We start from the raw sequence: 23,355 nt of genomic DNA, 5'->3' as shown, positions 1-23,355 counted from the left end.
GTTAGCCCTTAGCTTGAATACCAGAGTTCGAAACTGTCTACAGTTGTCTTTCAGATGCAACCTATTTGATAAAATTGTAACCAGACTGTATGTACAATTAAAGATGTGTATAACTGTAGGGGAAAATATTCCACAAATATCAAAAAAGGTGTAGTCATTAAGGTGACTACACCTAATTAAATATCATTTGTCATTGTAAGCTAGAGAAACATGAAGATAACCATCTCTTATACCAGGTAAACCATCCGTTTCTTTTATATCTAAAAAATTAAGTTTTTCTCTCCAAGCTTCTCTTTCTTTATCTTTATAACTGTCACCGTATCTATCAAAAACATAAGCGATAACTGATGCTTTTATTTCAACGCCCCCCTTTGAAATACGTGTCCATTCTGTCGGTGCAACAATCTGGGTACTTAAAGGAGTTATTTCTTTCCCCGAGACATTCAAAACAAACACTTTACCTTGATTTTCTACAAGTGCTACCTTCTTCTTAGCATCCCATGAAACTGAATCCACATAACCACTAAACAAATCTTTTATCGGTATATATTGGGACTTATAATCAAACTGTTTCCCTTTATGCTTATACGAGATTGTTAAAGCAGTGTTTTTAAGATTTGAGTTGTACGCATGATCTGCTTTTTTGGCTATTGAATCACTAACACCTGCTGCTTGTATACTTGCTCCAAAAACAAAAAACAAAGAAAAAGACAACAAAAGAATCCCTATTTTTCTCATATCTTTCCCTCCTAATCCTTCCTTGATATAAATACTGACCAAGTTCAAATTGTTATTGGAGCATGGTGAGTCAATTTTGACGCACCTTCGTTTGAAGTAAGGTGTACAACTTTAGAGTATATGTTACACTTTTAATTAATTATATATTTTGAATACCGAAATTCCTCTACCATACTTTTTAATCGCACCTTTGTAAGTGGTAAAGTTGTACTATTATATCTTTATACCTTTATAAGGAGAGATATTATGAATTATAGAGTTACTGACACCCATGTTTATGTCTTGGATTCCCATGATACAATTCAAGATGTACTGTGCTTCCCTAGATCAAAGCAAGGCTATAAAAATTTAGTTGAATTAGTATATGACAGTGAAACACATGAGATAACAAACATTGACGATTTCAAAGTATTTGACCACAGTCGAGTGAATGTTCCTTCAAAGGGCGGTTTCTTTTATACCGAGGAGTTCCTAAACCCTATTTTAAAACTGGTAAATGAGAATAAGCTGTAAGATGAACACAAAAGGACTCTTCCAACATAATACATGGTTGGAGTCCTTTTGCTGAAGAATACTCATGATCGTGCTTTAAATTCCTCCGTGGTGACTTGTTAGTTCGTAATTAGACCTTTTCGTCATATTTTTATTCTATCGCTCTACAAAATATTTTTTATTTATCTCCATGTAATTTTGTCAGCAACAACTCAATTATGCACTCAATCTTTTTAATGTTCAAATTTCTTTGTCCATATAAATAAACAAATTCTTGTACATTATCCCAATTCTTTAGTTCATTTATTACTTCGATCTCCTGAGTCAGACCTTCAACATAAGCAGGTAACTCCCTACTTTTAAACTCCTCAATTAAGTTCTCTAAATCAGCAAAATCCATACTCCAATTAAAGTAACTCTCTATAAAATACTTCAAATTTTCATAACTCACTTCTTGTTCCATATATTTGTGTTTTAGGCTCGCATTCTTCTTCATGTACTAGTAGCTCCTATACTCAATCCATAAGAATAAGCCCCTAACCAGATCGCCGCAACTTTCTGACATGTATAGGGGCATTCATGTATGAACATATGCAATGAGCTGATAGCTAATTTTTTGAATTTTTCCATTTTAGGAATGTATTTAGGGCAACAACAATAATTAGAATGAAGAGTAAAACATTAGTCATAGTAAAGGTGCTATCTAAGTCACTCAATCTAATTTCAATGTTCTGTAAACCTGAACTAGTTTTATCCCCTATTTCACTTATGCTAGAACTCATCCGATTTAAATACTGCACTAATTCAGCTATATCCATCCAACACACCAATCCCGTTTAATTATGTCAAAACTATTACACGGTTTATTATATAAAGATTAATCTACACCTTTTTTCTTCTCTTAATTACGAAAATAATGCCACCAATAATTGCTAACCCAGCAATAGAAAATAGTGACACTTTTTCTGTGCTAATTTTGCTTGTAATGACCTGCGAAGTAGTCGAGTTTAGACTAGATGGACTACCTCCAGAGATCTTTCATCTGAATCATTTTTTTCAGCAGCTTCTTGTCGAGCCTTCTCATTGGCAGATAGAAACTCTACAAATTCCTGTAGATTGTACCCTTTCATTGGCTTAAAGTCCATGTATACGCTCTCTCTAAGAGGAACCACAACTTCTTTCCATCTATATCAGAAATTAGAGCAACCGTCTCATCATATATCAGTTTGCTGCTTTCATCGTAGCCAATCAATTTCTTTGCTTCTTCGAATTGACTCGGAAACTCAAGATCACTATAAGCTGATCGTATTCTTTTCCCATCTTCTGAAAAAACAATACCGTTATTTTGTTGTCCACTTTTTATGGAAAATAAGTACCCTTTAGATTTTAAAATGTCATTAGCTCTATCTGTATTCCCTGTTCTAACAGCTTTAGAATTAACAGTGTAAACCTTAAAACCTTCATCAAGAGTTAAATTTTCCCCTTCTTTAGTAGTTGTTATTTTAAATCCCGTATTCTTTCTAATATCATCTTTGAAATTCCCCAAATCCTTTTCAATAGATTGCTCAACTTCTTGCGGAACCTCATTTGCCGCTAAGACCGCTATAGGAAACAATAAGATACAAGAAAATACAATTCCAATTATTTTTTTATAAATTTTATCAGTCCTCCTTAGTTCTCGCTTTTAATCAACATAAATTTCGTTTATAGTGCTATACCAACTAAAATCTCTGTTATTAACAAATCCATCATAGTAATCTATTTTATCCATCTTCTCACCAACGGCAGGGTCATTGTAATATACTTTTTGAAATCCTAAATTTGTATTATCTGAATATCCATTTATTAGATACATATGTCCAAGATCAGAGTCGTCCTTCCACACGATATGCGCTAATTGCGGTTGATTTCTTTTTATTTGAGAGATAATAGTTCCAAAGGGTATCGGCTCTTTATCAATTGTAGAGCTCACCCCCCCATATGCTAGCGCGCTTTTTACTTCTTTATCCGAGCCTCCCTTATTTACGAGACTACCTTTAATATATTTTACGATTTGAGATTGAGTTTTATTTCCACCTAAATGTTCTATAGCCATCTGTGAAGTAGCAGCCCAGCACCAGTTAGATTTTTCTTGTTTATGTGAAGGCACATGAAGAGATTTGTAATCTATGTAACTAGGCGTGCTTTTGTCTGAATTGATCTCTTGGGCTGATGTTAATGGAGCGATAGCACTAAGTGCTAATACCCCCATAAGCACAAATGCTATCTTTTTGATTTTTTTTCATGTAATGACACTTCCTTTCTTCTTATTTGGAATACAATCCAATAATATCACAGTAAATACAATAATATAACATTTTATTCAACATTCTAGCAAAAATAGCAAGTAGAACTATATTAATCATTTTCCTGTAAGTGTTAAAATATTAACAATTTTAAGAAAACTGTATCCTGCTACTTCCTTAATTACGCACAACATTGAAGGTATCACCATCCTTTGACGTAAACCGTCGTCCCCTATCATAATGCACCTCCTTATTCAAATCCTCATCTTAGTTAATAGTGGATAGTTCACAAAAACAGTCTGAACGAATCACAAAGAAGACCTACTTTAGTTGTAGGTCTTGGAATAGGACATTATTTAATAATAGATTTTTGAGATTCCCCTGCGGTGGCCTGTTGGGTTCCGTAATTAGACCTATTTCAGGGGGTGCAGTTTTAACAAATTTTCAAATCAATTCGTATTTAAGCTCCTCCATGTGTTGCAAAGATTTGAAATCCTTCATTGTGACTGTCCAGATAAATAGGCACAGCTAAAGTGAACAAAAAGCTACTCACAACGATCAACATTACCATTTTTTTCAACATTGTTTAACCACACCTTTTCAATGAGATTGTAAAACTCTGTTTTGGTTTCAGATACCGCATGGGCTTTGAAACGCACAAACAACCCCATACAATTTATAAAATATGTCTCATTATTTAGTATATGCGCTTTTACCATTGCACAAAACAAATGATTAAAGCCATCATAATGCATCCCATGATTTAAATAATAATAAGCCAATTCATATCCACAAAGTGCAGAGTATTCCGGTATTACTTGCTGGGTATACATATCATCTGATGATGGTCGCTGAGATAAAGACCCAATTTCTGTTTCAAATCGTTTAAGTATATCGTTTAAATCAAGCTCATAACGGTTAGCCGCCGTCATTATGTTAAGTAATTGAGTTACCCTATCTTCTTGAATCGTATCTGATGAGTCATCAATAAAGTTTAGATATTCATGAAGCGCACTCACATCACCAGATAAAAGCCTATATGCAAGTATATTAGCTTGTGACCAGTGTTTAAACAAACCAATCCAGTGCTGGGTATCCTCATCGGTCTCTCTAACCCAATCTAAATTGGAGTAGGCATATGTATAGTGTAATGCCTGCTCATAATTACCCTGCTCTTCACATGCATTAGCACAGAGCAAGTCTGCATAAGCAATGTACACAAACAAGGGACGACTTAGCTTGTCGCTAGATTCGGTCTGTTCTCGGCTGTTCTGTTGATGTTTCATTGTATATTGGATCTCGGCTTTAGCTCTCATTTTTATCGCCATTTCCTCAACCTTGTCCCATTTTCGTAAAGACCTGTATACGTTTGCTAAATCCTTCAATGCGTCAAGCTGGTCTATTTCATCTAGTCGTTCGACAAAAGCCTCAAATACGGCTGCCGCCCCGACATTTTGGCTTTGATCGTCACTAATCTGAATCTTGAATATACGATATTGACAAACCGCCAAACGTTCAGAATGTTGATATCTCTCCGCTTCAGCTACCCCCTCATAGAGTAGCAATGCAGCCGCATGTCTTCCCTGCGACAACAATTCTTCTGCAATTTCAAATAGCTTGGGTGAATACAGCAGATTATCCATGATGGCTCCCACCACTCGACGGATTGCATCCAACTTGTCCAACTCCGCACAGCGAAACAAAAACGGCTCGATTCGTCTCATATTAGGAGGATGGTCAATAATATAATTTTCTATAAATAGATCATAAAAGCGACCTTCTGGTAAGCCCATAGCTTCAGTAATTCGATCAAGCTGATTAATAGACATAGATTTATTACCTTTTACAATGCTACTTATTATTCCTCTATTCATCCCTGCGATTTGTCCAAATTTAGATAATGTTAAGCCTTCTTGTTGTAGAAATTGTTCCAATTCTGCTCTAATCGTGGGTGTAATTTTCATCGATAAACCACCCTTTCAACACAGACTAACAATACGATGCAAAGTTAAATTTATTATGTAGTTGTGAAACAAGTAGTAAAAAGTTCTAGTGATCTTGATTGTACCATCTTTTGGTATAAAATCATATACCTTTCATATAGTACTCAAGATACCTTTTGGGATAGTTACGATGATTTCATGATTAAGGATATCATCTTTATGTTGATGTATAGTTTATTTGAAAAATTAGAACATAACTCATCCAATACAAAGTACCAGATTAATAGTCAGGTTCGCATTCCCTTGTGTTTTAATCTATGAATTGAGCCTAGATTGGATGTATGACATACAAGCAACCTTAATGATATTAGGGACGGTATCGAGTCAAAAAATAACTTGACTTATTTATAAAAAAACCGCAATCTCTCCATGATGAAGATAAGTTCAGTCAAGATGAAGTAGTCTACGACGTTTCAAAGACTACTGATGAAACTAAAGCAATCATTCAATATGACGCTACTTACATCAAGGAAGAAGACAGTAAATAGATTTGTGTACTAAAGCATTTGAAAAGTTAAGTTGTATAATTGGAATATCTAGGGCGACTTCGGTTGCCCTTTTTATTATGCTCAATTTAGCCAAGTCTTTTTCCAATACTTTGTCATATAGCATACATTTTTACATATTTTTGCTATAATATAATTAATGACATAGTAGAGGATGATCCATATGAGTGAGATTAGACGCTATGCTTACATAAGAGTATCGAGTAAAGATCAGAATGAAGCTAGACAATTAGAATCGATGAAGGACTTAGGTATTATGGAACGTGATTACTTCATTGATAAGCAAAGTGGCAAGAATTTTGACAAACCACAATATCAAACATTAAAGAGCGTACTTAGACACGGAGACATTCTGTTCATTAAGGAACTTGACAGGCTTGGACGGAATGCTAAAGAAATCAAACGTGAATGGCAAGATATAACGTGTGAGATAGGTGCACACATTGTTATCCTTGATATGCCTATCCTTGACACTAGACAATATCAAAATGGTTTGGAAAAGGTTATATCTAGTATCGTGCTTGAATTACTCAGCTACATGGCAGAACGTGAACGTGAGAAGATAAACGGTAGACAATCTGAAGATATAGCAGCAGCCAAAAATAATGGTGTGGTATTTGGTCGGCCTAAAAAGGCAATAAGTGATGAGTTTATTACAGCATATGAGGAATGGAAGCAAGGTGGAATAACAGCAGTCGAAGCAATGAAGCGCGTAGAAATGAAGCCTAACACGTTCTATCGCAGGGTAAAGGAATATGAGCAACAGAAACAAGTAGGATAAATTGTTCATGTGTATGGAGCCTAGATGATTATGTCTAGGTTTCTTTGTTATGTCTGCTGATCGAATACTAGCAGGTACAATAAAAAGGACGGGGGGTATTTTACATCATAAACGTCTATTTAATTTCTAAAATTGCCCCTAGCAGATTCACTTTCACCCATCTTTAGTATAGATTTTATCAGGATGATTAAGTTCTTCTAATACACTGTCAGGGACTATTGCTTTTGTAACGCCCTTCATTTCTTCAGAAGTATCGTCACTAGCAAAAACATTATTACCAATAACTACAGCAAACGTAACAGTAAGGGTCAAAAATTTTAATATAGCCTTCACTTCTTCCCTAGCCTTTCATTAATTAATTTGTATATCCATTCCCAGAAAATTTAATCGGGTAACCAGACCCATCATTTTCGGAATGGTAAGTTAGAGAATGAAACATCATTGTCAGATACTTCATTTTTGTTTTATGACAGCCAAATTTACAACGATAAATTATATATTCTCTCTGAAGACTTAAATTATACTATTTTCAATGACCTCAACAAAAATCCTAAAAAGCTGAGATTAAAACAAAGCAATTCTGTATCCGAAAAAATACAAAATGAGAAAGGAATAATATCTGGAGTACAGTATCTTGCGGGATCTGTTTTTGTCCTATATGATTATGTCAAAAATTCTCCTGTTGATAGAATAAGAGAAAGAAGAGAATATGACTTATTGACAGGCAAAGAATTACATGTCATTCCTCTAGCATTTAAATCAAACAAGGAAATGATTCGTTTTTTTCTGACTAAATAACTTTAAGGAGTGATTATTATGATTTATTGGTTATTTCCAAAACTTAATCCTCTCCTCCCTACTTTTTTACTTTGCCCCATTCTTGCAATCTTGATCGGAGTATGTTTCGCCTATTTCAAAGGAAACATCTACTTAGGATTAATTCTAGCCTTGTTACTGCCTCTTATATTTATTGCCACCAATTTAAAAACCATTGCAGTTAATATAGATGCTTGGATTCTACATGGTTTTATCTACGCAATTATTACGTTTGTGGCTTATAAGATGGCATTTTCACAGTTAGGAAAATCGAGTTAATTTTTTCACACTATTATCAATAGTCACCACGATAACTTTTCGCACACTAACTTAGGTGTAACATACAACGATGCATCTCCCGCTTTCAATCCAGTTTATTTGCTAATTGGAAATCATTCCGATCACTATAATTACATCGAAATTAAAGTATGAATTGGAATAACCCAGAGTATGTATCCACCCAAAAAGGAATGTAATGATCAAAAAGGAATGTAATGATCAAAAATGAAATCATTAAGAATAGATACTTCATCAATGAGCATGAATATAATTTACTTAATTGTTTCTGAAAAAAATACATATCAGAGAATATTGCCGAGTATCTCCATACCTCTTCGGAGCCTGAACGTATCGCTGAAAATATAGAGTATTTTAAATCTTCTGTTGATGCAGATTTTAATTGTTGTGGATTTGAGTTTATAACAATTCCTGAAGTCATATCATCGCCAATCCAACGAACAAGGTAAGATGCTACTATCGGAATAAGAACTAATAAGATTGGATATGTCCACCAAGGAAGCTTATTTCCTCCCTTCAACTTAATAGTACATACAAAAGAATAAATAAACATGATGCTAGTAATGATTATAAATCAAAGACATATCTATGCCCATTCTACTATTTATAAAAATAATGAAAGGGATGGATAGCGCTATAAATAAGTTCCAATATACAAGTATTTTTGAGTCACTCTCAAAAGAATTGTAAAGTTTACTCCAGTAGTTTGTTTCCAATCCAAGTCCCCTCACAATGAAATGTATGATTTATCCAAAATAAACTTTTACCTTGCCTTCGTTGGTAGCTATGCTTAAAAGTCCATCGAGAAACTTGGCTAATTTGTCTTTCTCATACTCAGGCTCGGTTTGTTCAATGTTAGACCAATCAATTGTTTTGGACTTTAAAATAGCATCTCTAATTTGGTTTTCATCGAAATAAATTTCTTCACCTACACCACTAACCCCACCGTCTAATAATTGAACATCTAGAACTCTATATAAATACCTTGCGCCTTCGTTCCAAGATCCGTATCGAGTATACACAACTTCTTTGTTTTCCTTGTTAAACCCACTAATATCGTGTCCCATTTTCATGTACTCCTTGTTATGAAGTATTTGTTTCATCGACTTGAATAAAACATAGTCCTACCACTTCTCCATATCGGTTAAATCTATACCCAACTCACTCAAAACTATATTTTACAAATACGATGCCCCTGTGGTTCCACCAGAATAATCGGGCGAAATGGCGATTGTTATCAAATCCCATGGATACAACTCTTTCAAACCTTTAATATATTCTCTTATTGTTTCTTCCGAAATAAAGTCGGACTCTCCGATTGTGTCGCTATTGTTGAAAGCATCAATATCAAGGTCTAGAATAGCAGACCATTACCTATGTACTCTGCAAAACTTTTCACCATCATATGAATCAAAAATTCTTCAGTATTAGGGAATAGCTTTGAACTATACTTTCAATTTTCAGGGAGGCAATGTGCATACTCTTCTCGCACATCTGGCAGAACATTAAGTTCTAGTTTGTCTCTTGATACAAAAATTACTTCTTCAATGGTTCCTCTTCCAATCAATGCCCAAATAAAATTGTCTATATGCATCAAATTAGACTCAGGAACTTGCCCCAATGATCTGTCATAGCTTCTACTTACCTTCATGATGTCTTCTTTGGATTTCGCCTCAAATAAACCTCTTACTACTAGTCCATCTGGCACATCATCAAAATGTGAATCAACATGAACAACCAATGAACCCTCTTGAATTCTATTCTCTATTTTAGATACTTCCCAAGCAGCAAATGACCAGTTATGATCTCGCATAATATACACTTGCTTGTCTTTTGACTGTAGCTTCCAGTCAATATCTTTGCTCTAAGGGTAATTCATCTTACAACCTCCTAATCAAAATCTAGTTTTCTTTATATCAGCTTATGAAAGTCATATTTTATTCTTTAATATCATTTCCATCTTCATCTATTAATCTACTTCCTCCACCAAATTCCCAGCCATTAGATTCAACAAACTCTATAAACTTATCAATAAATTCATCGTGATCAATGTTACCTTTAGTAGCAAAAACTGCTCCGCTAATTTTTATGCCTTTTTTCATGGAATCCTCTCCTTTAATTGATATTACCCAAATCAAAGATTCGTTTTACCTTTTCTTTTTTGACTTATAGGCATCCTTCATTTGATAAAAGTCGATTTTGCCAATAACATAGAAAACTATCCCACCAAACAAAAGTGTTACAAATAGCCACTTATGTATGAGTAAAGCAACGATACAAATCAGAGCAAACCCTTTGAGCGCTTGCTTATTCATGAATTCACCCTATCCTGTGTAAGATTAATTTAGTTATAGATTAAATCTCTTATCAAAATATAAGGCGTCCTTAATTCATTAGGGAAGTGCTCAGATATTTTCCTTGTTTCTTTTACTTCAAAATATTTATACAATTCATGATTTGCGCTGACTACAATCTCTTCAGTTATTCTAAATAAATCTCTAAATTGATCCGCTGTAATGTCAATTTTATATCCTTCATACTCTAACCATACGTGAGTCTTTGATTCGTGACCTTCAATAGTACAATTGCCAGTAACATAATCACAATCAATTTCAAATTCATCCAGCAACAACTTCCCTATGATCATACTTGAATCTCCACATGCCCATCAGGAAATCCATGATGGAACTGGCAGTACATAGAGAATTTGTTTGGATCAATACTCTCAATTGCTCTCCTTACTTTGGTTGCTACCATCTTTAGCTGCTCTTTAATATAAATCAATTCCTTATAAAATTATCTTTTTACTTACAACACAGTTATCAATATATAACAGAAAAGCATCACAGATTTTATGTAACTTTTCTAAAACCTGTGATACTTTAATTGGTATATTGAAGGTAGTCACAAAACTTCTCTATCTTATTTACAGGGCTCTAATATGTTATTTTCAAAGAGTTATAATACTGTCTAATTCAATTCCTGCACCTAATCCCCTAGCAAAAACCTGAGCAGGAACATATGTAACTCCCTTTATTACTTTAGGTGCTGCGCTCACTGTTTCAGATGATCCATTGTAAAACACTATTTTGCTTCCAATGGTAAGTGTCATTTTACTATTTCCTTTAGTTACACCAATTGTGCCACTATTATTATCATAGTTCAGGGTAGCACCCAAGCCTTCAGCAATCTCGCGAAGTGGAACCAAATTGGTATTCTGATAAATCAATGGCTCACTACTAACGCTTAATTTATTTCCGTTCACGTAAACTCTTAATCCAGATTCTTTATAAGCTGGCTTTGCTGCTTTAGGCTTTGCAACGCTCTTTTTAGGAGTTAATTTACTTGAACTTGAAGATGAGGAACGATAGTGACATTCCCCGTCTTGGAGTCCCCACTTAGCACAGTTAGTACGGCAATAATGTCCACCATTTGAATCAGTTCTACCCGGATGAGCATATGCACTAGTACTGGAAAGAATTAACACCAAGGCGAATGAACTAGCTAATACCTTATTTTTTTACTTTTCTACAACTCTCTTTTGGTATTATATACCTATTATATTAGCACATTGTTCCAATAATAAGGAAGAATTTTGTTTCATACTTAAATAAATCCAACAAATGCTAAAAAGCTATACCTGTTTACTTCTCCTTTTTTACTTGGGGCTAAATTTAACCCTCCCTGACTCCTATATACACATTCTCTCTTGTTTTACATATGCCTATCTGTTGGCTTGAGCCAGCACTTTCAGACTGATTAATTGACCATCCCAAGTCTGTAGAAAAAGTTTACCCTTTATGAGTCGTCCACATCTATACATTGTTTATCGCTCCTTTATCAACTCAATAGGTAACAGTTAGATAGATAATGCCACTTCCAACGAGGATGAATACTTTCCACGTTCAACGTAACCGTCATATGTACGTTCTGGATCATCTTTTTTAAGCCTATTTACTTTCCAAGTTGGCATTTCCTCTTGAAACAATTTCTCCAGCGCTCCTTTTTTGTTGCGGTAATAGTCGTATACAAAGTCAGCTTTAAAAGTGTATCCATGTGCATCAATATCCTCTTTACGCATAACAGTAAGCAACGACAATCCAGTCATTGTGGGCAACTTACGTTGAAGAAATTCATTCATGCGCTCAACGGTTCTAAGCATAAATTTCATTTTGGTAACTAGGATCTCTGCTTTAGGTGAAACTTCGAGAAACCAGCAAAGCTTTTCAATTGTCAGGTCAGAGTGATATGGAGTTTGAGTAGTGGTCAAATTGACTATCCCTTTGTTGTTCAATGTGATTGTCATTATTTATCTTCTCCTTTTGGAAAATAGTTGTGTCACGTGACACCCTAGAAACCTGAAACAATTCCTCTCGATTCATCCTCAGCACGTTCAATAACTTGTATAAACGGCAACAAAGGTTCCTCACGTTTGTACTGTATAGCCTTCTCAGCAGTGCCGTTAGCGTTAGCCCATTCCCAATACATGATGATATCAATAGACTGCAAGAAATACAGGGTCAGAGCTTCCACAGGATTCACAGCGCACAAATACATGAACTTTTCATCTGTCAGTTGGTCATGCTGTAAATATTCATCTTTCATTTGATGAAGCAGAAGAAATCTACTTTCACCATTAACATTGACGATACGACTTACATATTCATTGCGGCGTTCAACTGTGTTCAATATGATTTGCATGTCATTGCGAATGCCAGTTGCTTCAGGAGAAATATTGAGCATGTTGATTAGCTCATTAATCGACAAGTTAGGATTGTACGGTGCTGGCTCGATAATACAAGTCCAATTATCGTCATTGCCATGCTCAAATACTTGGATAGCGACTGCTGCTGTTTTATTAAACTAACTTATCCCGTTAATTCAATGACTTCACACTCTTTATGATGCGGTTCACCGTGAGTTATCCTACAATTTATCAGATAAATTAGATAATTTTACATTTCAGATGTTACTAATAGACATACGAAACATTTCAAATCCATTAGGCAGACTTTCTGACACTCCTACACCCTCGAAGTTATTGACATTGTATGTTTGAGCAGGGGTGGGTCTGTGTGGTCTTCTGAACAATTTTTGATAGGGTTGTGATAGATCTTAATGTAGGATTGAAACATGCCTGTGAAGGCTGTTTAGTCGTTCTCATGATGTGGTTAGGGATAGGGGGAGTACACCTTTTCCATGTTAGTCGTTATCACATATACCGTAGGCACTTCCATAGACCGACTATAAGCAGAATATGAAGAGATAACGGATATTGTAGTCAGTTCCAACATATGGTAGTATAAAAGATAGTACACAAAGCATGGATTTCATGTAATTTCTAATAGAAAAGTTCATCATTGAAGGAGCAACTAAATGGAACCTAATTTTAAACTTAAGAATCTAAATGGTGAGGAAGTAACCATTTTTGAATTGCAAGAAGCAATGAGAAAAGGGGAGGTTACTTCTAGGGAACTTGTTATGTACTACATGTATCGTATTGCAACACACGACCAGAGTGGTCAAAATATAAATTCTATAATGGAAATCAACCCAGATGCGATTTTCATTGCAGAAGCCCTAGACAAAGAAAGAAAAACAAGAGGAATTAGAGGGTATTTACATGGTATACCTGTTTTGTTGAAAGAAAATATTGAAACAAAGGACAAAATGCGGACGAGTGCGGGAGCGTTGGCACTGGAAAACAACATTAGCGAAACGGATGCCTTTCTTGTAAAAAAACTTAGAGAAGCTGGAGCCATTATCCTTGGAAAAACAAACATGACTGAATTGGCAAACGGTGTATCCTCAAAAGTGTGTGCAGGTTACAGTTCTAAAGGCGGACAAGTATTAAATCCATACGGTGACTTTTTCGTGGGTGGGTCAAGTACTGGTTCTGCTGTAGCTGTGGCGTCAAATTTTACAAGTGTTGCAGTTGGAACGGAAACTTCAGCATCAATTTTAAGTCCAGCTATTCAAAACTCGATTGTTGGTATAAAGCCTACAGTTGGGCTTATAAGTCGTACAGGTATAATACCTTATTCCTATTCTCAAGATACCGCTGGAGCAATGGCAAGGACAGTATCAGATGCGTCAATCTTACTTAGTGTACTTGCAGGCAAAGACGATGATGACCCTGCTACATGGAAAAATGATGATACGATTGACTATTCAACTTACTTAGACAAGAATGGCTTAGAAGGGGCGAAAATTGGGGTTTATAGAGATGTACCATTAGAGCAATTTCGTGACCCTGACGAATATGATAAAATATTATTTAATAATACTGTAGAGGAACTAACAAAAGCGGGAGCAATCGTCATTGAAGACATTGAAATGCCAGCCTTCGATAGGAAATGGAATTGGAACAAGTTGAATAACGAATTTAAGCATGGTCTTGATAACTATCTCCGAAACCTTCCACAAAGTATGCCTGTACATACCTTTAGTGAATTGGTTGAGTGGAACGAAAAAAACTCCGAGAAGGCTTTGAAATATGGACAAGATTTACTGAAGAACCGTCAACATTTAGTGAATCCATTGAAGAATCCGAACTATATATTAGAGTCTTTAACTGATTTATATTATTCCCAGAATGAAGGCATAGATTATGCCATAGCGAAATACGGATTGGATGCAATTATGTTTCCATCATATGTGGGAGCAGAAATTTGTGCAAGGGCAGGGTATCCATCAGTAGCTGTTCCCGCTGGCTTCAAAGACAACGGCAGACCATTTGGAGTTACGTTTGCAGGAAAGGCATTTAGTGAACCTATGCTAATTCGTATAGCATTTGCATATGAACAACGAACGAAACATAGAAAAAAGCCGTTACTCAGTCATAAGTAAAAGAGAAGTTCCATGCAAAGAAACCACTCCATTGTAAGGAGTGGCTTTGTCTTTATATGGAGGTATATTTTGTGGTCAAATTGTACTTTGTGTTTAAATACACTACGGTACGGTGAACCGTATCATATATTCAAATATCATGGCTACGCCATACTGCCCGTTAGCTTAATACCAGCAGCCAGTCTACAACTTTGTTTTCTTGGTCTAAAACTCTATTGTCACCGGACATCAAGTTGTAACGACATCGTTACATTGGACAATTCTGTCCAGCGAAGAATAAAAGTGAAACAGCACAATTTTACTCCCTCACTCATGAATGAATTTTCCGCGATTTCGCGGAGTAGGAATCGTGTCACTTGGTGACATGGAATAGTGACGACATTACAATTTGATATTCTCTTAGGGTGACACTTGATGACACCCATTTCGTTTGATATTCATACACACAGAAATGTAGGAAATCCCACCATTTAAACGTACTAAGCTTAACTTAGTAGTCTAATACTGATATTGTTTAAGTATTAGTAATGGCAACAATGCCCTAAGTTAAGTTTAGGACATCAATAAGGTTCCCCGAAATTTTCGTAGAAGCTTCCCAATATCAAGGTATCTATCAATCTGCACAAAAAAAGTGCATATTGAGATTGGATAAAAAAATCCAGTCACCGTCAATATGGGGGCAACTGGATGGTAAAATTGGTGTTTTATCTAGTGTACTGAAAATAATATAGAATAATTCACCTTTATTTGAAGAAGAAAGAATCCAGCAAAATAAAGATTTGATGATAATGTATGTACACTATATGAATAGTAGGCTCAGGTAAATAGATATAGAGCCTACTATTCATAAAATTAATTAACTAAACTTATCGATTTACCCATCCTGCATAAGTGACTGTCCAAGTGTAACCTGTTTGTCCATCCACAGAACGCAAAGGTATGGTACCCGTCCATCCATCCTGATTGTAACCATAATACATAGGCAAACTAGCAAGATCAGGGAAAGATGATTTTGGTAAAACCTCTTGATGAGTTACATATTTTGTTTCAAAAGGTGTTATTGATGAAATTTTACTTGAGTTAGTATTGGAGGTTTGTGTGGTAGCACTAGCCGCAAAAGATGTTGATCCAAGTGTGAAACAAGCAACGACAGTCAACAGACCAACTAATAGTTTCTTTTTCATCTCTATCATCCTTTCATATTTGGAATACACATTTATCATAGTAGAACAATTACCAAAAGTAAACAAAAAATTGAATTAATTGTTAATAATAGTGAATATAATGTGAACAGCTCTTTGAATTTAAAATATATCATGTGTACAATTGATACTTTATATGAAATTGGAATGAATAAACATATGTTGTCCTTTGTACGCTTTCCTTTGAGCTTATCTCATTTACTATGCTCTCTTGATAGTACTCGTAGTCTTTTAAGTTCATTTCACAATTCACAGTTGCAGTTTTCTTCTCCAGAATAAACTTTCCAAAGCCATTGTTACGAAGAATACTATATCGTACAATCATTTTGTCCATATACAAATATCTTCTTTTTAATATATTTTTTATGGCTCAACTCAAACAACCATTTGAGCAGACCTCACAGGAGTATGATGCACAGTCACATGCTTGTCCTCCTCCAAAAGGTCACAAATGCGGTCACAAAATTCAGTCATTTATAAGATTTTAATAGAATGATTCAGTACAGAACAGTAAATTGAAAATTGCTATGAAAGCTTGTCCTGCTTGACTTTAAGGATTAAACAGCAGTAAATTTTATTACCCCAAATTCGGTACATATTAGACGCACCACACATGGTGTAACCACGGGAGTTAGAGATCGTCAATAGCGTTGTTTTAGACAGTTTGACCTCGACTCCGATAAATGTATGCTCACCCACTTGAATGGGTTCCATGTGTATCATGGTTATTACATGCACCTCCTCTTTGTTCATCCGGGATATTTTATGCGGCATTTGCGGGTAAGTGTGGACACCCGTGGATACATTCAAAATATTAAGAAGCTTATTTATGTACAGTAAAACAGGCGATATCAAAAAGACTAGACGAATCATTCCATCTAGTCTTTTCCTTAATTTGTTTCTATCGTATTTTTTAAGAAGGTACGACCGCACTACAATTTGAACGATTGATATGCTCCTGGTTAATAAAGTCAATGGATTTAGATTTCAAATATCTTTCCTACTTAAATTACCAAAAAAAGACCGCCTAAGCGATCTTGGCCAAATTAATCTTTTATCTGGCTCTTAGGGTTCTTTCATAATCTTCAAATCTAACTTTTCGAATCATGCTTCTATTTTCTGTTCGAACAATAATTCCTTCGGATTTACCGATTACATCAATACCTACCTTAGTAAATCCATACCTCTTCAAATACGTGTATACATCATCAATTGACTCAGGAAAAAGATCTGAACTTAAATGGTCTACGATAGGGCTAGCATCCAATTTAAAGCCATCAACCAATCTACGCTTCTCTGTCTCATTGTAAAATGGCTGTCCTCCATTGTCTCTCCAAGATGCTATAGCAGATACATCCCTATTCATCAATCCATTAAACTGCTCCCATGTGAGGGAAAAAACATCGAATACTTGATAACCTTGTGTTTTATTCTGCGTATAGTTTTTAGATTTAGGAGTTTTTCCTCCATAAGATTCTTGATAGATAACAGTTAACGCAAGATCGTTTCGATTCTTAAAAATAGATCCTTTCAACTTTTCTGCTAATGGCTTTAAAAATTCTGCAATATTACCGTAAGGGTTTGCTATTCTATCTCCTTTAGAAGTTAAAAGCTCCTCTCTGGAACCTATAAAATAATCCGCTTCTTCACCATCGTTGATGAATATCATTCTTGAGTTCTCACCATCTACTTTCTCATAACAATATAGTATCTCATCAGAAGGAAAGGATTTAGCTTGAGTAAGAGTACCTTTTAGCCGCCCTCTTTCGCCTATTTCATGATATGTAAGAATGCTAGGGTACTTCGTAATCGAATTAATTTTTTGTATATCCATGTTTGTCTCCTTTTATCCAACTAAAAAATCATTGTTATATGTGCGGTTAATTAAAGCTTCAAACGGTCAAATATCTTAACAAAAATCCTTGAGATATTCTTTGCATCATCAATTCCTCTATGATGAGTACCCTCCAATGGCAGATTAAGCATCTTTAAAGCTCTCTCCATACCAACTCCACGATCATTTCCAATTAGTTTTCCATGCTGATGTTTAATACTTATATGATTTCTAATCCATTCAGTTCTGATTTTATGTAACTCACAGTCCTTCTTCAGTTGACTCTTATCATAAAATCCCCAAGAACAAAGATAATAGGGTTCTTTACCAATCCATTCTTGAAACTTATAGATAGCTTGTGGAAAATATGTTGCCATATCAATATCTTGCTGCGAAATTGAAGTTAGACTCTTACAGAAGTCAGATAATTGTGGGTTCAATTTAGGTTTAATAAAAGTTTGAAATTCGCCTATAATCTCTAAATTTACATTTACTTTGACAGCACCAATTTCAATAATTTCATTCTGCCTTGTTCGATCATTCTCCCAGCAGGTAGCTTCTAAATCAAAGATTATGTAGTTCATTATTTATCCTTTCTCATGTCAAATCTTGTTTTACTCTCACCATAGTATAGCTAGGTTAGCCATCTTTCAAGCCAATGAGCCATTTGCAAGTATTTTATGCAAGACTTGATAAGCTCTGATTGTTATATTTACTTCGTCAGCGATAATGATGATGGAATCATAGAAATAAGAAGCGATAATTCGAATGGTAAATTCTATGTCGTTTTCATATAGGTATACCTGGTAAATCACTTTTTCTTTACTGTTGTGCTCATTAATCACTTGCGCATCCTTGAATTCCTCGCGAATAATATCAGGTATCAGAGTGACAGCCTTTTTCTTGAATTCAAAAAAAATTAATTTGTTCTTATGAAATTCTAGTGTCAACCCTTCTTTCATTACAATCGCCCTCCTCATGAACAGAAAAATTCATTTTGATTCTTCCCAAGCTTTTATATATTTCCAAGATAATTATTAAATACTAATCCCAACGATCAATCTTGATGAGTCGTGCGAAGTTGCCTGATGTTACTTTCACAATCAAATTCCACTCACTATCCTTAGAGTAACCCACTTCTAGCGAAAGAAATCTTGGTCAGCCACACTCTAATGGACGGGATTATATGTCAGTTACGCTTCCAGCAGAAAAAGTTGGAATTTTAGATATAGCTTCTCATTTTTTAAACAGTCCACCATGATTGAAAGTATTGAGCATTTCACCGAATTGAGGGATCATGCGTTAAAAGTTATTGCGTTTAACTAACCGTGTAATTGAATTAAACGTCAACAGGCAAAGATAGTAATTGAACTTCTTAAACTACTTTATGATTCAAATGTCATCTCGTCGGGAAATATACCATCTTCTTTAACGAAGCAACGTGCCATCCGCTGTGCAGCCCTATCAAAATAAAATTTATTTGAATAACTCGGATCTGATAAAGGTTCAATTTCAGAGAACAACTTAGTCTCCTTGTTCAATTGAATTTTCCCCATAATGTGTTCATTTGGGCCATATCTATAAATAACTACTGTCTCATCTTCATGTTCTTTAAAAAGTAAAACAAATGCCCCCATTATAAAATCTCCTCTAGCTTGTTTTAAATATACTCTCAAATGGGGATTCAAACAATTCATGGTTAAGCAAATCCATATCTTTTTGTGTTTGTAATCCTTTTTGTAATCTATCCCATGCTTGAGCTATTTCGTAATCAGAATGAAATCTGCCATAACCGCTTGTCGTTTATGAAAACGTGTTTTTTTGATTCTTTGAACTCTACTTTCTTTCATCCCAGAATTTTCAGCTATTGCTCTTACATCATTATCAGAAGCTCTGATTTTGTCATATTAGAAACAAAAAAAGAGTCTAAGCTTCCGTTAATGTTTTTAAAGCTTCAGTAAATGAATTGCCGATCGACATAATTTCTCCATTAACTTGCTTGCTAAATTGAGATTCCGTAAGTTTGTCTTTTCCTGCCGTGTGATTCTTAATGAATTTTATAAGCTCTGCTTTCTGCTTTGCAATATCCTTTAAAACTTGGTCACTTTCTCGCTTGTAATTTTTAATACTTTTACTTAGTTCCACTTTTGCCACGCTGAGCTGCTTCTTTAATTTATCGCAATCAGCCTTGGCTTGAGCTATTACCGCTTTACTAGACTTATTTTTCACTTCATTTTTATAACGTGCAGAGGCTTGGTTTAATCTCTGAGTCAGCTCACGAACTTCTGCCCCCAGAGCAACATTAAGTTTTTTTTGTGCAACTTTAATTTCTTTTACACGATCTTTGTAATTATAATTTTTCGACTTCGCTTGTTGACATTGCTTTTGTAGATGTTGCTGCCAATACTTGTGATGGAATTAAAACAACAATCATTAATAATTGTAGAATTGCTTTCTTCATATGTATCCCCTTGTCTGGTAATAGTACAATTATCATAAGACAAATGAAGGGAATAGGCAATATGTCTTATTTTTATTATCATGATATTTCTAGGGAAGCGTTAGAATGATTATAGTAGAAACTTTTTTAATCTAAACAAGGAGATAGTTATGAAGAAACATGGAATAGCAATCTTTATAGTCATTCTATTTGCAAGCATTTGGAACTTAGCTCTGAACTCTCACATATTAGTTCATTTTAAATGGAACCTCTATATCTTCACCAATTTCATCTACAGTTTCCTCGATGATTTCCCTTACATCTTCATTCAAATCTTTGTTTAAAGATTCTTTCATCAAGTTATAGCTATTTTTTAAGTTCAGATTAACAACAACTGAAGAATATACATCTACTATCTCTGTAGATGTATCATTCCATATTTTCTGGAGAAAGCTATTTAATCTTTTTCTCAACAAATCACTTAACAATTCGTAAGTATAAGTCTTCCTGTCAGCAAATTCCGAAAAACATTCTAACGTTTCAAGAATATTTAATTTCTCTAAATTTTCAATGGAGTCTAAATATTGAATAATATATGACTCTAACTGTTCTTTTGACATAACATCAGGCAATTGTTTAATTTCATTCAAATTCATGTTTACCTCCCAAGATCCACTGGTATATGGGTAATATTTTGCTGATTGTTCCTATACAAATTCCCGTCAGTACCCAAATACTTTCTTTCTATTTTAATTTGTGCGCTCTATCCGTTATAGGAGTTGCTTGTAGCAAACTCAGATGGAGAAAGCTTACTCCCATTTTTATTGTTAAAGGAGCAAGCTCACAAATAAATTATTTTGTAACATTAATTATCTTTTCAGCAATTAACCGACACTTTTCAATACCTTTATCGAATTCCTTTTTAAAAGATTGTGCAAATACAAAATGAATCTGTTCTGCTAATTCTTCTACAGAGTTTGTTTCCTTACTTTTTTCATATATTTTACATATTTATGAATAATATTCATCTTCTAGTAGAGGATATATTTCAATTGGGTTCCATTCATTTCTTCTATATAACCTTATTTCACAGAATTTAGCTGTTGCACAGTACTCTCTTAAAAAACAAATGATTCCTACCATTACCCTGGGAGAGGGGATTTTCCATACTTCACTTAGAATCCACCAAATTCCGTAATAGTAATCCTCACCAAACCTATCTCATCCTCTAAGACTCTCACTTTTATATTAATCACTCTCAGTATTGTTTTCTGGAAGTTCTTCCGATACTGGTTTTCTGACCTTATCTATGAATCTCTCTTCAGAAGCCCCAAAAGTTTTATAATTTTTTTGCGCCATGTTCAAAGAAATCTTATTTGCTCCCATGACTATATCAGGATTATTGTGCGCAACAGTATCATACTGCCAATAACAAACTTCACAAATATCAAAATCCTCTTCAACTGTAAAATTACCGCAACATGGGCATTTTTTCGTATCCATTTTAATTGCCTCTCTTTATTTTGGACTATATAAACTAATTTGCTCTAACCAGTATTCCAACCCATCTTCAGGCTTGAAATAAGTTGAGATTCCTCCGTACTTATTAATTATCCCAAATTCATTTGTAGCAGAATCATATCTGAAGTATGTTCCTTCGTTTGAGACAAAAGTCTGAGTTGTTGACGTTGGGCGTTTTTCTAAAAATTCTCTTGCATCATGTAAATATTTTTCTGGTGAATCATAATCGTACTTATTGACATGTCTATCTAATGTACTTTTACCTTTACCATTCATAAAATCCACTTCTGGATTACGTGTTCCGTCATAGGGTTTAGCATAATTTCCACCTCCGCCCCCCCCTCAAGAGCATGAGGCGTACTCTCTGGCTTAGCTCCCGAAGAAGAAGTGGATTTTGATGAGCCTCCACCTTCTCCTCTCGCCATCTGCCACAATTCCGCTGTTTTTTCTCCTACTCCACTTGCACTTTTAACCGCCGTTGTAGCTCCATGCGCCGTCAAAGCTGCAGATCCAATTAATCCTGGTACTCCGATTATACTCCCTACACCTGTAGATGAAACTGCAACTGATAATCCTTCTCCACCTAATCCAGCTACTACCTCACCAGCTCCCTGCAATGTTGTAGCTGCATGACCGAGAATTTCACCTACTTTAGCTGCCATGGGATGATCATAATCCCGTTCTTTATCAGGTAACATCCCTAAGCTTAAATCTTCCTGAATAGCACTTTTTGCTCCCTGTGCAGTATCCCAGAGGATTTCTCCTTGAAGTTTGCTAGCTTCCATCTGGGCTTCAGCCTTGGTGATCTCCGCTTTTCCAATCTGTTCAAAGATTTTATGTAACCAACCTTCACCTGTGGATGCCGTTTTAACAGGGGTGCCAAGCCACGGCACATCCAGTACCACTTTCTCTCCATCTACCTGTGTAAAACTTTTTGAAATAAAGATGAGTTCTTGTGCAACCATAGATAGTCGTTCAAGCGTCACGCTCATGGATTGTCGAGAAACCTGAAATTCCTGAAAAAATCTCTCTTGGGTGGCTCCAGACCAGCCTTGTTGCACAAAATCAATTCGTCCACTCAAATGATTCAGCATACGTTCCAATTCATGCTTTCCGTGTAAGAACTGATCAGCAACTTCCATCAGTTTGTCAGGTGGAACTAATATTCTCCCCATTCTACCACGCCCACTTTAATTTTGATGGAAATAATCTTATCAGAAGGGATGATTTAGGAAAACCCATCTACTATCCTGATATTCCCTTTTAATCCATGTGACCTTTGAACTGAGCTAAACAGATTTACTATGTCTAAAGTATTATAATCCTTTGTTATAAGATACATTTATCAACGTGGCACTATTAGCCCTAAACTTCGTCCCTCAACCATATCTTGCAACTCAGGGATAAGCGTTAAGAGTTTTTTTATAGTTTCTAAGTTGCTGAGTCGTAATGTTTAAATCATCAGCAATATTGGTTTGTATTTTTTGGTGACCAAAATTATTTTGCTCAGCACTTTTATCTTTGTATTGATTAATTAAATATAAAATGCACCCCCATTTTTTATTGGTTGAACTTGCTGGTTCTCTCCAAT

General features: G+C 35.1%; 30 protein-coding genes and 3 pseudogenes. 5 read left to right on the top strand and 28 right to left on the bottom strand.

Annotated elements, in window-relative coordinates; genetic code table 11:
- Positions 1–183 precede the first annotated feature (183 nt).
- Positions 184–738, bottom strand: a complete 555-nt coding sequence (locus tag PPM_RS07920) for a flagellar biosynthetic protein FliO (protein ID WP_013370277.1) — start codon at positions 736–738, stop codon at positions 184–186.
- Positions 739–984: 246 nt separating this feature from the next.
- On the opposite strand from PPM_RS07920, the gene PPM_RS07915 reads away from it, so the two are divergent.
- Positions 985–1,251: a hypothetical protein gene (locus tag PPM_RS07915; RefSeq protein WP_013370276.1), complete on the top strand. Its 267-nt coding sequence runs from the start codon at positions 985–987 to the stop codon at positions 1,249–1,251.
- A 157-nt stretch (positions 1,252–1,408) separates the two neighbouring features.
- On the opposite strand, the gene PPM_RS07910 is transcribed toward PPM_RS07915, so the two are convergent.
- The 6 genes from PPM_RS07910 to PPM_RS07890 all read right to left on the bottom strand — a co-directional run bounded on the left by PPM_RS07910 (position 1,409) and on the right by PPM_RS07890 (position 5,479).
- Complete coding sequence (locus PPM_RS07910; RefSeq protein ID WP_013370275.1) at positions 1,409–1,726, bottom strand: contact-dependent growth inhibition system immunity protein; 318 nt, start codon at positions 1,724–1,726, stop codon at positions 1,409–1,411.
- 386 nt (positions 1,727–2,112) lie between these two features.
- Positions 2,113–2,190, bottom strand: a complete 78-nt coding sequence (locus tag PPM_RS30590) for an LPXTG cell wall anchor domain-containing protein (RefSeq protein WP_414056451.1) — start codon at positions 2,188–2,190, stop codon at positions 2,113–2,115.
- A gap of 47 nt (positions 2,191–2,237) precedes the next feature.
- A complete protein-coding gene (locus PPM_RS29930) occupies positions 2,238–2,375 on the bottom strand; it encodes a hypothetical protein (protein WP_013370274.1) in 138 nt (45 codons plus the stop codon).
- Positions 2,357–2,845, bottom strand: a complete 489-nt coding sequence (locus PPM_RS07900) for a hypothetical protein (RefSeq protein WP_013370273.1) — start codon at positions 2,843–2,845, stop codon at positions 2,357–2,359. The genes PPM_RS29930 and PPM_RS07900 overlap by 19 nt, the downstream gene beginning before the upstream one ends.
- Before the next feature lie 69 nt (positions 2,846–2,914).
- The gene (locus PPM_RS07895; protein ID WP_014599596.1) at positions 2,915–3,481 is read right to left on the bottom strand and encodes a C39 family peptidase; all 567 of its coding nucleotides are present in this window, start codon (positions 3,479–3,481) and stop codon (positions 2,915–2,917) included.
- Between the two features lie 579 nt (positions 3,482–4,060).
- On the bottom strand, positions 4,061–5,479 hold the full coding sequence (locus tag PPM_RS07890; RefSeq protein ID WP_013370270.1) for a helix-turn-helix transcriptional regulator: 1,419 nt from the start codon (positions 5,477–5,479) through the stop codon (positions 4,061–4,063).
- A 708-nt stretch (positions 5,480–6,187) separates the two neighbouring features.
- On the opposite strand from PPM_RS07890, the gene PPM_RS07885 reads away from it, so the two are divergent.
- Complete coding sequence (locus PPM_RS07885) at positions 6,188–6,805, top strand: recombinase family protein (RefSeq protein ID WP_013370269.1); 618 nt, start codon at positions 6,188–6,190, stop codon at positions 6,803–6,805.
- 153 nt (positions 6,806–6,958) lie between these two features.
- On the opposite strand, the gene PPM_RS07880 is transcribed toward PPM_RS07885, so the two are convergent.
- The gene (locus PPM_RS07880) at positions 6,959–7,138 is read right to left on the bottom strand and encodes a hypothetical protein (RefSeq protein WP_013370268.1); all 180 of its coding nucleotides are present in this window, start codon (positions 7,136–7,138) and stop codon (positions 6,959–6,961) included.
- A 108-nt stretch (positions 7,139–7,246) separates the two neighbouring features.
- On the opposite strand from PPM_RS07880, the gene PPM_RS07875 reads away from it, so the two are divergent.
- Both PPM_RS07875 and PPM_RS07870 read left to right on the top strand, forming a co-directional pair.
- The gene (locus tag PPM_RS07875; protein WP_013370267.1) at positions 7,247–7,603 is read left to right on the top strand and encodes a hypothetical protein; all 357 of its coding nucleotides are present in this window, start codon (positions 7,247–7,249) and stop codon (positions 7,601–7,603) included.
- 18 nt (positions 7,604–7,621) lie between these two features.
- Positions 7,622–7,900 (top strand): hypothetical protein, encoded by a 279-nt coding sequence (locus PPM_RS07870; RefSeq protein ID WP_025676608.1) that lies wholly within the window; start codon positions 7,622–7,624, stop codon positions 7,898–7,900.
- 764 nt (positions 7,901–8,664) lie between these two features.
- Here PPM_RS07870 and PPM_RS07865 read toward each other — a convergent pair.
- The 9 genes and pseudogenes from PPM_RS07865 to PPM_RS07840 form a co-directional block, all read right to left on the bottom strand.
- A complete protein-coding gene (locus PPM_RS07865) occupies positions 8,665–8,985 on the bottom strand; it encodes a hypothetical protein (RefSeq protein ID WP_013370265.1) in 321 nt (106 codons plus the stop codon).
- Positions 8,986–9,371: 386 nt separating this feature from the next.
- Positions 9,372–9,731, bottom strand: a complete 360-nt coding sequence (locus PPM_RS07860) for a UPF0489 family protein (RefSeq protein WP_013370264.1) — start codon at positions 9,729–9,731, stop codon at positions 9,372–9,374.
- Between the two features lie 124 nt (positions 9,732–9,855).
- Positions 9,856–10,020: a hypothetical protein gene (locus PPM_RS29590; protein ID WP_013370263.1), complete on the bottom strand. Its 165-nt coding sequence runs from the start codon at positions 10,018–10,020 to the stop codon at positions 9,856–9,858.
- Positions 10,021–10,065: 45 nt separating this feature from the next.
- On the bottom strand, positions 10,066–10,233 hold the full coding sequence (locus PPM_RS29585) for a hypothetical protein (RefSeq protein WP_013370262.1): 168 nt from the start codon (positions 10,231–10,233) through the stop codon (positions 10,066–10,068).
- 29 nt (positions 10,234–10,262) lie between these two features.
- Complete coding sequence (locus PPM_RS07855; protein ID WP_013370261.1) at positions 10,263–10,565, bottom strand: hypothetical protein; 303 nt, start codon at positions 10,563–10,565, stop codon at positions 10,263–10,265.
- A 303-nt stretch (positions 10,566–10,868) separates the two neighbouring features.
- Positions 10,869–11,183, bottom strand: coding sequence for a copper amine oxidase N-terminal domain-containing protein (locus PPM_RS29925; RefSeq protein WP_013370259.1), 315 nt, complete (start codon positions 11,181–11,183; stop codon positions 10,869–10,871).
- A 135-nt stretch (positions 11,184–11,318) separates the two neighbouring features.
- Positions 11,319–11,405, bottom strand: a pseudogene (locus tag PPM_RS29920) (YHYH domain-containing protein); the annotation flags it as partial.
- 372 nt (positions 11,406–11,777) lie between these two features.
- On the bottom strand, positions 11,778–12,224 hold the full coding sequence (locus PPM_RS07845) for a hypothetical protein (protein ID WP_013370257.1): 447 nt from the start codon (positions 12,222–12,224) through the stop codon (positions 11,778–11,780).
- 44 nt (positions 12,225–12,268) lie between these two features.
- Positions 12,269–12,661 (bottom strand): hypothetical protein, encoded by a 393-nt coding sequence (locus tag PPM_RS07840; protein WP_013370256.1) that lies wholly within the window; start codon positions 12,659–12,661, stop codon positions 12,269–12,271.
- Between the two features lie 633 nt (positions 12,662–13,294).
- Between PPM_RS07840 and PPM_RS07835 the strand changes: the two genes are divergently transcribed.
- Positions 13,295–14,767, top strand: coding sequence for an amidase family protein (locus tag PPM_RS07835; RefSeq protein ID WP_013370255.1), 1,473 nt, complete (start codon positions 13,295–13,297; stop codon positions 14,765–14,767).
- 866 nt (positions 14,768–15,633) lie between these two features.
- Here the strand turns inward: PPM_RS07835 and PPM_RS28405 are convergent.
- The 11 genes and pseudogenes from PPM_RS28405 to PPM_RS07780 form a co-directional block, all read right to left on the bottom strand.
- Complete coding sequence (locus tag PPM_RS28405; protein ID WP_014599594.1) at positions 15,634–15,951, bottom strand: hypothetical protein; 318 nt, start codon at positions 15,949–15,951, stop codon at positions 15,634–15,636.
- Between the two features lie 621 nt (positions 15,952–16,572).
- A pseudogene (locus PPM_RS30585) lies at positions 16,573–16,692 on the bottom strand (DUF1805 domain-containing protein); the annotation flags it as partial.
- 331 nt (positions 16,693–17,023) lie between these two features.
- Positions 17,024–17,803, bottom strand: a complete 780-nt coding sequence (locus PPM_RS07820) for an RNA ligase family protein (protein ID WP_013370250.1) — start codon at positions 17,801–17,803, stop codon at positions 17,024–17,026.
- Positions 17,804–17,853: 50 nt separating this feature from the next.
- The gene (locus PPM_RS07815; RefSeq protein WP_013370249.1) at positions 17,854–18,387 is read right to left on the bottom strand and encodes a 3'-5' exonuclease; all 534 of its coding nucleotides are present in this window, start codon (positions 18,385–18,387) and stop codon (positions 17,854–17,856) included.
- A gap of 66 nt (positions 18,388–18,453) precedes the next feature.
- Positions 18,454–18,765: a hypothetical protein gene (locus PPM_RS07810; protein ID WP_013370248.1), complete on the bottom strand. Its 312-nt coding sequence runs from the start codon at positions 18,763–18,765 to the stop codon at positions 18,454–18,456.
- A 423-nt stretch (positions 18,766–19,188) separates the two neighbouring features.
- On the bottom strand, positions 19,189–19,440 hold the full coding sequence (locus tag PPM_RS07805) for a hypothetical protein (RefSeq protein ID WP_013370247.1): 252 nt from the start codon (positions 19,438–19,440) through the stop codon (positions 19,189–19,191).
- Positions 19,441–19,729: 289 nt separating this feature from the next.
- The gene (locus tag PPM_RS29915; RefSeq protein WP_014599593.1) at positions 19,730–20,032 is read right to left on the bottom strand and encodes a hypothetical protein; all 303 of its coding nucleotides are present in this window, start codon (positions 20,030–20,032) and stop codon (positions 19,730–19,732) included.
- Positions 20,033–20,491: 459 nt separating this feature from the next.
- The gene (locus PPM_RS07795; protein ID WP_013370244.1) at positions 20,492–20,899 is read right to left on the bottom strand and encodes a hypothetical protein; all 408 of its coding nucleotides are present in this window, start codon (positions 20,897–20,899) and stop codon (positions 20,492–20,494) included.
- Between the two features lie 592 nt (positions 20,900–21,491).
- On the bottom strand, positions 21,492–21,746 hold the full coding sequence (locus PPM_RS07790; RefSeq protein WP_013370243.1) for a CPCC family cysteine-rich protein: 255 nt from the start codon (positions 21,744–21,746) through the stop codon (positions 21,492–21,494).
- A 15-nt stretch (positions 21,747–21,761) separates the two neighbouring features.
- Positions 21,762–22,040, bottom strand: coding sequence for a hypothetical protein (locus tag PPM_RS29905; RefSeq protein ID WP_013370242.1), 279 nt, complete (start codon positions 22,038–22,040; stop codon positions 21,762–21,764).
- Between the two features lie 47 nt (positions 22,041–22,087).
- A pseudogene (locus PPM_RS07780) lies at positions 22,088–22,939 on the bottom strand (WXG100 family type VII secretion target); the annotation flags it as partial.
- Positions 22,940–23,355: the final 416 nt, after the last annotated feature.

It is taken from the genome of Paenibacillus polymyxa M1, assembly GCF_000237325.1.
Classification (GTDB): domain Bacteria; phylum Bacillota; class Bacilli; order Paenibacillales; family Paenibacillaceae; genus Paenibacillus; species Paenibacillus polymyxa_C.
Note: the sequence above shows the minus strand (reverse complement) of the source record. Positions and strands in the feature narration are given on the sequence as shown.

Bases quoted from the DNA above. Each gene is read 5' to 3' on its own strand.
- PPM_RS07920 (WP_013370277.1), bottom strand. From the start codon at position 738: ATGAGAAAAATAGGGATTCTTTTGTTGTCTTTTTCTTTGTTTTTTGTT.
- PPM_RS07915 (WP_013370276.1), top strand. From the start codon at position 985: ATGAATTATAGAGTTACTGACACCCATGTTTATGTCTTGGATTCCCAT.
- PPM_RS07910 (WP_013370275.1), bottom strand. From the start codon at position 1,726: ATGAAGAAGAATGCGAGCCTAAAACACAAATATATGGAACAAGAAGTG.
- PPM_RS29930 (WP_013370274.1), bottom strand. From the start codon at position 2,375: ATGGACTTTAAGCCAATGAAAGGGTACAATCTACAGGAATTTGTAGAG.
- PPM_RS07895 (WP_014599596.1), bottom strand. From the start codon at position 3,481: ATGGGGGTATTAGCACTTAGTGCTATCGCTCCATTAACATCAGCCCAA.
- PPM_RS07890 (WP_013370270.1), bottom strand. From the start codon at position 5,479: ATGAAAATTACACCCACGATTAGAGCAGAATTGGAACAATTTCTACAA.
- PPM_RS07885 (WP_013370269.1), top strand. From the start codon at position 6,188: ATGAGTGAGATTAGACGCTATGCTTACATAAGAGTATCGAGTAAAGAT.
- PPM_RS07870 (WP_025676608.1), top strand. From the start codon at position 7,622: ATGATTTATTGGTTATTTCCAAAACTTAATCCTCTCCTCCCTACTTTT.
- PPM_RS07865 (WP_013370265.1), bottom strand. From the start codon at position 8,985: ATGGGACACGATATTAGTGGGTTTAACAAGGAAAACAAAGAAGTTGTG.
- PPM_RS07860 (WP_013370264.1), bottom strand. From the start codon at position 9,731: ATGCGAGATCATAACTGGTCATTTGCTGCTTGGGAAGTATCTAAAATA.
- PPM_RS29590 (WP_013370263.1), bottom strand. From the start codon at position 10,020: ATGAAAAAAGGCATAAAAATTAGCGGAGCAGTTTTTGCTACTAAAGGT.
- PPM_RS29585 (WP_013370262.1), bottom strand. From the start codon at position 10,233: ATGAATAAGCAAGCGCTCAAAGGGTTTGCTCTGATTTGTATCGTTGCT.
- PPM_RS07855 (WP_013370261.1), bottom strand. From the start codon at position 10,565: ATGATCATAGGGAAGTTGTTGCTGGATGAATTTGAAATTGATTGTGAT.
- PPM_RS07845 (WP_013370257.1), bottom strand. From the start codon at position 12,224: ATGACAATCACATTGAACAACAAAGGGATAGTCAATTTGACCACTACT.
- PPM_RS07840 (WP_013370256.1), bottom strand. From the start codon at position 12,661: ATGCTCAATATTTCTCCTGAAGCAACTGGCATTCGCAATGACATGCAA.
- PPM_RS07835 (WP_013370255.1), top strand. From the start codon at position 13,295: ATGGAACCTAATTTTAAACTTAAGAATCTAAATGGTGAGGAAGTAACC.
- PPM_RS28405 (WP_014599594.1), bottom strand. From the start codon at position 15,951: ATGAAAAAGAAACTATTAGTTGGTCTGTTGACTGTCGTTGCTTGTTTC.
- PPM_RS07820 (WP_013370250.1), bottom strand. From the start codon at position 17,803: ATGGATATACAAAAAATTAATTCGATTACGAAGTACCCTAGCATTCTT.
- PPM_RS07815 (WP_013370249.1), bottom strand. From the start codon at position 18,387: ATGAACTACATAATCTTTGATTTAGAAGCTACCTGCTGGGAGAATGAT.
- PPM_RS07810 (WP_013370248.1), bottom strand. From the start codon at position 18,765: ATGAAAGAAGGGTTGACACTAGAATTTCATAAGAACAAATTAATTTTT.
- PPM_RS07805 (WP_013370247.1), bottom strand. From the start codon at position 19,440: ATGGGGGCATTTGTTTTACTTTTTAAAGAACATGAAGATGAGACAGTA.
- PPM_RS07795 (WP_013370244.1), bottom strand. From the start codon at position 20,899: ATGAATTTGAATGAAATTAAACAATTGCCTGATGTTATGTCAAAAGAA.
- PPM_RS07790 (WP_013370243.1), bottom strand. From the start codon at position 21,746: ATGGATACGAAAAAATGCCCATGTTGCGGTAATTTTACAGTTGAAGAG.
- PPM_RS29905 (WP_013370242.1), bottom strand. From the start codon at position 22,040: ATGAATGGTAAAGGTAAAAGTACATTAGATAGACATGTCAATAAGTAC.